Here is a 7,911-nt window from a genome sequence, read left to right as displayed (position 1 = left end):
GGAGGGGGCAGGGAAGGCCGGGATGGTGGTGGTTGAGGCAGCAGACCACCGAGAAGGAGATCAGGCTCTGGGACTTCGTGTAGTGCACCCAGCAGACGTCGACGCCTCGGGGAAGAGCGTCCATCGCGTACGCGATCTTGTCTTCCAGGGTGATGTGAGCGCGGCCGCCGTCGTCCCTGTCGGCGGGAGGATTCGCCTCGTACGTGCTCTTCAGCCACGTGACGGCGCCCACCGCCCGCGTCCAGGTGCGCTCCACCGCGGTCTGGTCCTGTCGCAGGAGCCAGTGCCCGCTCATGAGTGGCGGCAGCATGGAGGCGACGAACGCGCGGGTCTGTTCGGAGTTCGGTTCCGCACCCGGACGGCGTAGGGCCTCCTGTCCGTACGCGTCCCTGCTGCCGGTCCACGGACCGTATCCGTGCCAGTGTCCTGACCAGGTCATCTGCGCCCTTCATTAGGGGAGACGGGCCGGCCCGGCGTGTGTCCGGTCCGGCCCTTTACGTGGTGCTTCGTGCTCAGGAAGGGAGCCAGACTAGAGCGTCAGACCCCGGGTCCTGACCCACCCGGTGGCGAAGTCGTCGAGCTCGCTCCCGGTGAAGCGCAGCTCCTTGCCGGCGCCCTCGGGCTTGCTGTCGCGGAGGACGAAGGAGGCATCCGTGCCGGGGAGTGCGGCGAGGCTCACGCAGGTCTCGTGGGGGCCGCCCGCGTTGCCCCCGCAGAAGTCGGCGAAGGCGTCGGCCGCGGGGGCCGACAGGGCGTAGAGGTTCCCGTTCATGGGAAAGTCCCTTCCGGTGCTGATGTCGCGGAGATTCNTCGGTCTCGCCCGCGCTCCTGCACCCGCCCGGCTGCCGACCGTCCATGGAGACAGCCGGGCGGGGGTATGTGGCGGGCTCGCCCGAGCTATGCGCAGGCTGAGGCGGACCCGGGGTATGGGCCTGCGAATGGGGTCTGTTGGCACCTACGCCGACGGCGTCAACGCTCGAACCACACCGCCGCCACGATCGACGAGCCGATGGCGGCGAGGCAGACGACGTACGCGATCTGCCGGGCCCGTTCGCTCATCCGTCGCCCTCCGGGAAGGGTGTAGCGAGTCCGCTAGGCACCACGTATGTTCCTGTGCGCTCGGTGAACTCTGGCGCGCGGCTGGGTCGGGGCCGAATGGGGAGCGGAGGGCGATCTGCGGTTGCACCGGCAGAGGGCTCCTCGGGCTGCCGCTTCATAGCGATGAGTTTCCGCAGTACCCGTGCCTGAGTGCGGACGTGTGCGTAGACCTCGTGAGAGTAGGCAGCTCGGCGCGGCGGGTTGTCGACGAGGTGGGCTACTTCGAGGCGGAAACTGCGATCCGACGAGGTCAGGTCTGCTTCCACGGCGAAGACTTCGTCTGCGAAGGCGACGATCTTGCCACGCAGCAAAGAAGCTGCCTCGTCCAGCGTCGAACGGGTCGTCGTACCCAACCGGAACGCAAGGGCGCGGCGTAGGTCGAGCTCCGCGCTGATCACGTCCTGAGGTAATCCTTCGGCTCCCGTATTGCCAGCCGCCTCCGGTGGACTGTTGACCGGTTGGTGAGTCATCACGATCTCCTGTGCCCAGGCGCGTAGCGCTCTCGATGTGCATACATGGGTGGCGAGTTCAGTTCGCGAACACCCGTGCGGGGACGCAGCGCAGCCGTGTAGCGCCGTCACCAAGCCTCTGCGCAAGCCCAGTTGGGCTGTCGGCTGCTGCTTCTCAACAGACTGCACCCAACTGGCAACCATGCGCAACACGAGTGAGCTCAACGTTGAGATGTCGCTAGCATTGAAAAACTCAACAGGCATATGACGAAACCCTGAACGGGCTCATGCGGCACACTGGTCCGCGGCGAAGGAGGGGAGTGACGGGTGGCACATCCGGAACCGAAGGTGCGAAAGAAGCGGCTCGGGTCTGAACTGCGCAGGCTCCGGGAGGAGTCCGGCATCAGCCTGCAACAGGCCGGTGAGACCGTCGACGGCGACAAGACGAAGATGAGTCGCATCGAGAACGGGCGGCAGGGGCTGCGACCCCTTGAGCTGAAGACCCTGCTCGACATGTACCAGGTGGATCCGCCCATGAGGGAAGCGCTGCTCGCCCTTCAGCGGCAGAGCAAGCAGAAGGGCTGGTGGTCCCAGCACTCGGACAAGCTCAAACCAGACTTCCAAGAGCGACTCACGCTGGAGTCGGACGCCGTCCGGATCTACGCCTACCAGAGTGTGGTGGTCCCTGGCCTGCTTCAGACTGATGCGTACGCCACGGCGGTCATTCGCGGTACGGGGAGCAAGCGGATGAGCGACGAGGAGGTGCGGACACTCGTCGACCTTCGCCTCGCCCGACAGGCGATCTTTGATCGAGATGACGCGCCTCAATACCTCTGCATACTGGACGAGTCGGTGCTTCATCGGCAGGTGGGTGGTCCTGCCGTGACTGCTGCACAGCTACGCAACCTCGTCGAAGTGTCCGACCGCCCTGGCATCGCGGTACAGGTGATCCCCTACTCGCAGGGCGCGTACGTAGGCATGGACGGTCCGTTCACCGTGTATTCGTATCCGGACCCGATGGAGCTGGACGTCGTCGGTCTCGACAATCTCGACGGCGGCCTGTACCTCGAAGAGACGGGGGCTGTGGAGAACTACCGCAGTGCCTTTGACCAGCTACGTGCAGCCGCTCTATCTTCGCGACAGTCCATGGATGTGATCTCACGCGTTGCGCGGGATCTTGAGAACGAGTAAGAGGCTCACGATGATGCGGCACGATCTCCCGACCGAAGCGTGGATCAAGTCGTCCTACAGCGGCGACACCCAGGGCCAGTGTGTCGAGTTCCAGGTAGCACCGGACGGAGCTGTCGCGGTGGGCGACTCCAAGGACCGCGATCGTGGAGCCTTCGTTTTCCCGTCTGCTGCGTGGGGGGCGTTCGTGGCCGGAGTGAAGAGCGGCAGCGGCAACTAGTTCGTACCCTTAGCCCTGGCGTCCTCTGCCGGGGCGGTCCCTCCGTGCAGCCGAACGTAACCGCCCGCTTGCCGTCCCAACCCTCGATGTGTGGAACTGCTCAGCGGGCGTGGCCCGCCGGAGCCGGGACGGCAAGAGGCTGTCAGCCGGCGGCGATTGCCGAGTAGGTCAACACGTCGGCCGGGATCTGATGGAAGAGCTTCCACTCGATCGCCATCGGGTTGCTGCCTGTGTGCTTGACGTACTCCGCCGGCCCCATGAGCATCCACGGCTGGGCCCACCGATATCCGTCTGCTTGTATCGGCGTACGAAGAGCAGGACGTGAGTGCCCTTCTCCTTGTGGGTTTTGTAGCGGACACCGGTGGGTGAGCGCTCCGAGGTCTGGTTCTGCGACTCCCAGTGGAACAAGGAGTCATTGAGGGCGTAGTCCTTGTAGCGGGTCTCGGGTGAGAAATCCTTCTCGTCTTTCTCCAGGGTGACGAGCAGGGCATCGGTCTGGATGTTCTCGCACCACTTCACGCCTTCGCGGAAGTGCCCGGGCTTGCGACCATCCACTGAGGCCTGGCCCAGTGCGGGGAGAATCTCTTCGCGGCTGTACGACGCGTGGATGGTCAGCGGGATGCCAGTGTGCGCCCCGAGGAGTGGCACGGGCACGTGGTCGGCCTGCTGCAGGACGTGAGCGAGTACCTGATGCAACTCGTCTCGGAACGCGTGCTGGGGGCGCAGTGAGTCCAGCCCGGCTTGGTAGCTGGGGAAGTCTCCGCCCAGCGGCCAGAGCGAGAAGAAGAACATGCGGGCGTACCCCTGCTCCTGCTCGCTGAGCTCGTCGTAGGTAGGAGCGTCATCGGCCAGCAACTTGCTGTATGCCGCAACGCGCAGCGGGTCATCGACGTGCAGGAACGCCGAGACCCGCTTGAGGAGCGGCGACTCGCCTTCAGGGCCGATGGCGTCCAGGAGCTTCGCTCGACGCAAGAGGCCTGTCCATGAGTTTCCGTTGCCTCGGTAGAGCTCCTTGAGCTCCCGGCCGCTCTCCTTGAGGAAGTCCGCAAGGCGTGGCTTCGTGTAGGAGGCGACCTCGCGGGCCAACTGCGTGACATTGACAGCGATCTGCGTGCGAATGTTGTCAATGATCAGGTCCTTGGCCTTCGTCTCAAGGATGATCTGGCAACCCGAAGGAAGTTGGGGGAAGTCTTGCTCGATGCTGTCGAGGAGGCGGTTGCGCGTCAGATTCGTCAGTGCGCGGAACTGTTCTTCGAACCGGAACTCCTTGCGGTGCTGGCCGATGAAGTCCAAGACGGTGAGGACCGCCTTGTCCTGGGTTCGACGCAATCCCCGGCCCAACTGCTGGAGGAAGACCGTGGCACTGGAGGTGGGGCGCAGCAGGAGCAAGGTGTCGACGTCGGGGATGTCGAGCCCCTCGTTGAACAGGTCGACGGAGAAGATGACTTGAAGTGCCCCCGAGCGCAGGTCATCCAGTGCTGCCTTGCGGTCGTGTGCTGGAGTCTCCCCAGACAGGGCGACTGCGTTGAGGCCCGCACGACGGAAGAAGTCCGCCATGAAGTGTGCGTGCGCGACCGATACGCAGAATCCCAGGGCGCGCATCGAGTCAGGGTCGGTGATCTTGTCCTTCACCGCTTGCACCACGAGCCGAGCTCGCGCGTCGTTGCCCGTGAACAGGTTGCTCAGCGCTGTTGAGTCGTACGCTCCACGCTTCCATGTGACAGCGCTCATGTCCGTGTTGTCGGTGACGCCGAAATAGTGGAATGGGCTGAGGAGCTCGTTCTCCAGGGCTTCCCAGAGCCGCATCTCCGCCGCGATGCGACCGTCGAAGAACTCGTCCTGGATGTTCAAGCCATCCATGCGTTCTGGGGTCGCCGTCAGCCCCAAGAGCTCCCGGGGCTGGAAGTGGTCCACGATCTTGCGGTAGGTGGGCGACGTACCGTGATGGAACTCGTCGATCACGATGACGTCGAAGTGATCCGGGGCGATACGGTCCAGAGCCTGCGTCGTGAGCGACTGGACGCTTGCGAACACGTGGGTCCATCGGCTGGGGATCTCGCCGCTGAACAACAACTCACCGAAGTTAGCATCGATAAGAACGTTCTGGTAAACGCGCAAGGACTGCTCCAGGATCTCCTTGCGGTGCGCTACGAAGAGCAGGCGTGGGTCGCGGCCGAGCGTCTGACGCAGACGCTTGTAGTCCAGCGCCGCCATGACGGTCTTGCCGGTACCCGTTGCTGCCACGAGAAGATTGCGGTGTCGATCGTGCACCGTGCGCTCGACTTCGAGGCGTTCGAGCATGTCCCGTTGGTGCGGGTACGGGCGTACCTCCAGGCCGGAGAGGGTGATGCTCGTAGATCCGGGGCGCCCGCTGCCACCAGCGCGGGACAGGGCGTCGTCCAGCCGCTGCGCGTCCCTGTCAGGGTTGTACGACTCGAAAGCCGGCTCACTCCAGTAGGCGTCGAAGGTCGCCTCGAACTTGCGGATCACCGAGGGCGTGGCGACGGAGGAGAGGCGGACATTCCATTCGAGCCCATCGAGGAGGGCGGCCTTGGAGAGGTTCGAGCTGCCGACGTACGCCGTGTCGAAGCCGCTTTCGCGGCGGAAAAGCCATGCCTTCGCGTGAAGACGAGTCGAGCGAAGCTCGTAGTTGACCTTCACCTCGGCGCCGAAGTCTCGCACCAGTCGGTCCAGCGCGCGGCGCTCGGTGGCGCCGATGTACGTCGTCGTGAGTACCCGGATGGGAATGCCGCGCTCGCGCGCCGACGACAGGGACTTCTCCAGGACGCGGAGCCCGTGCCACTTCACGAATGCGCAGAGGAGGTCGACTCGATCGGCGGTGGCCAGCTCGGAGCGCAGCTCGAAGCCGAGACTGGGGTCCTCGGGAGAGTTCGTGATGAGAGCCGTCTCGGACAGCGGGGTCGCCGGGCGTATGGCGTACACGCCGGGCGCTTCCTGCTCCGCGACGGCCAGCAGCTGGCGCGGCCCGTCGGTGACGAGGTCGACCCACTCCGTCGCACCCTCGATCGTATTGAGCGATTCCAGGATGTGATTGGCCGCCATCACCTGCTCGGTAGGGGTGAGGCCTTGCAGCACGCGACGCACTGTGGCGCCGATATGGCGGGAGAGGACATGAGGCGCCGACTCTGTGCCAACTGAGGCTTCGATGGAGTGCCAGCCCGCGGAATCGAGCTGCTTCATCCGCTCGGCGAGCCGATGCGTGATGAGCGATTCGTAAAGCCCAGCAACTGGCGCTTCATCCGAAAAGTCGTTGGGCATGCCCCGAGTCCCCCTCATTTGGCTGCGTACTGCATATGCAGTTGTATCAAGGAGGTCTGACAGCCGGGCCCATGGCTGATGAATGAAGCAGGAGCCGCCGCCCACGATGTCTTGGGCGGCGGCTCCTGCGAGGGACCTGCATCAGAGGTTCAGACCCCGTGGCACCCCCCATACGCCTCCCCCGACCCGCACCAGCAAGCAGCCGTGCGCGAAGGCGGCCACGGGATCGCGCGGCCCCGGGCGGCGAGGGTGGTGGCGTACTGGGGAAGAAGGCCCGGGTCGGACGGGGACGCGGCCTCCGAGGCGGCGAACGCCTCGTACGACGGGACCGTGCCCGTGACGATGCCCAGGTTCGGGGTGCCCGTCGCGTGGAGGTCGCGCAGGGACGCCTCCAGGCGGTCCAGGTGGGTCGCGCGGTCCACGTACTCCTCGGTCAACGCCGGGTACGCCGTGAGCAGTTCGCGCAGCTCGTTCTCCGGCCAGTGCAGGACGGCCACCGGGAACGGCCGGGAGAGCGCCGTGCGGTACGTGCCCAGCTCCGCGCGCAGGCGGGTGATCTCGGCCTTCAGCTCGACCGGGTCCGATGAACCCAGCGACCACAGGCGCTTCGGGTCGTGCAGTTCGTCCAGGGGCACCGCGGCCGTGTGCAGCTCGCCCGCCAGCTCGTCCCAGGCGTCGTGCTCCAGGCCCATCAGCCTGCGCACCCGGTGGCGGCCGGTCAGCAGGGACTGCGTGGCGTACGGCACCTCCTCCCCGGGGGCCAGCAGCAGGGTCAGCGCGGTCGAGAAGAAGTCGTGCGCCGACTCCAGCTCGTCGTGCGCCTCCAGGGTCTCCGCGGCCACCTGCCACGGCGCGGCCTTCAGCGGGCCCGCCGTGCGGATGCCGTCGATGATCGCCCGGGCCTCGGCCTCGTGACCGTACTCCCAGAGGTTGGCCGCTTTCAGGGCCTTGATGAGGTGCGGGTTGTCGACGGTGGCCTCGGGGGCGGCGAGCAGGTCGTCGTAGAGCGTGCTCGCGCGGGCGCGGTCGCCCGCGAGTTCCAGGTGGGCCGCGGCCTGGAGGATCAGCGGTTCGTGGTCCTCGGGGTACTGCGCCGCGGTGCGGAGCAGACGCTCGGCTTCGGTCGTGTGATCGGCAGGCGTGTCGGGGCGCATGGACCACACGGTACTGCCGGACGGTGACGGCGGGGAGAAGAGGGCGGAGGAGGAGAAGCGGGAGAAGTCTGGAGAGTTGTGAGGTTTGCCCCTACCGTGCGCCTCGAGTCTTCAACGGTGTGCGGTCGTGCGCCCCGAGGCTTGCGGTGCGGAAGGGTGACGTCGATGCGGAGGCGGGGAGCCGGGCGAGGGCGTGGGGTGTTGTCCGGGGCGCGTGGTCGTGGCGGTGGCGGTTCGCGTCTCCTCGCCCGCGGGCTCTGGGTCTCCGCCGAAGTCGTCGTCACCCTCGGGGTCGTCCTGCTCCTCCTCGTCGCCCATCAACTCTGGTGGACCAACCGCGAGGCCCGCGCCGACGCCGGGCGTACCGTCCAGAGCCTCCAGCGGGAGTGGGACCGGCCGAGCCGGGAAGACAGCGGTGGCGGTGGTGAGCGACAGGAGAGTCCCCGGCCCTCCGCGCGCCCCGGTCCGGAAGCGGACGGCGCCCCGCCTACCGCCCCCGCTGCCCGGCCTAGCGCGGTACGGG

Annotated in this window: 5 protein-coding genes and 2 pseudogenes; 3 read left to right on the top strand and 4 right to left on the bottom strand. The window is 66.3% G+C overall.

The window, feature by feature from the left end:
• Nucleotides 1-439: hypothetical protein (locus D3105_RS31035; RefSeq protein ID WP_118906229.1), on the bottom strand; the 439-nt coding region annotated here is incomplete at its 3' end.
• Between the two features lie 90 nt (nucleotides 440-529).
• Nucleotides 530-772, bottom strand: a complete 243-nt coding sequence (locus tag D3105_RS31030; RefSeq protein ID WP_118906228.1) for a DUF397 domain-containing protein — start codon at nucleotides 770-772, stop codon at nucleotides 530-532.
• 1,102 nt (nucleotides 773-1,874) lie between these two features.
• Between D3105_RS31030 and D3105_RS31025 the strand changes: the two genes are divergently transcribed.
• Both D3105_RS31025 and D3105_RS31020 read left to right on the top strand, forming a co-directional pair.
• On the top strand, nucleotides 1,875-2,738 hold the full coding sequence (locus D3105_RS31025; RefSeq protein ID WP_118906227.1) for a helix-turn-helix domain-containing protein: 864 nt from the start codon (nucleotides 1,875-1,877) through the stop codon (nucleotides 2,736-2,738).
• A gap of 10 nt (nucleotides 2,739-2,748) precedes the next feature.
• Complete coding sequence (locus D3105_RS31020; protein ID WP_118906226.1) at nucleotides 2,749-2,955, top strand: DUF397 domain-containing protein; 207 nt, start codon at nucleotides 2,749-2,751, stop codon at nucleotides 2,953-2,955.
• Between the two features lie 142 nt (nucleotides 2,956-3,097).
• Here the strand turns inward: D3105_RS31020 and D3105_RS31015 are convergent.
• Both D3105_RS31015 and D3105_RS31010 read right to left on the bottom strand, forming a co-directional pair.
• Nucleotides 3,098-6,234, bottom strand: a pseudogene (locus tag D3105_RS31015) (DUF3427 domain-containing protein).
• A gap of 149 nt (nucleotides 6,235-6,383) precedes the next feature.
• On the bottom strand, nucleotides 6,384-7,388 hold the full coding sequence (locus D3105_RS31010; RefSeq protein WP_118906225.1) for an SEC-C domain-containing protein: 1,005 nt from the start codon (nucleotides 7,386-7,388) through the stop codon (nucleotides 6,384-6,386).
• A 201-nt stretch (nucleotides 7,389-7,589) separates the two neighbouring features.
• On the opposite strand from D3105_RS31010, the pseudogene D3105_RS35560 reads away from it, so the two are divergent.
• Nucleotides 7,590-7,911: pseudogene (locus D3105_RS35560) on the top strand (class E sortase); the annotation flags it as partial.

Origin of the sequence: Streptomyces globisporus, assembly GCF_003501885.1 — a bacterium.
GTDB lineage: Bacteria > Actinomycetota > Actinomycetes > Streptomycetales > Streptomycetaceae > Streptomyces > Streptomyces globisporus_D.
This window is presented reverse-complemented; position numbering and strand designations above follow the sequence as displayed.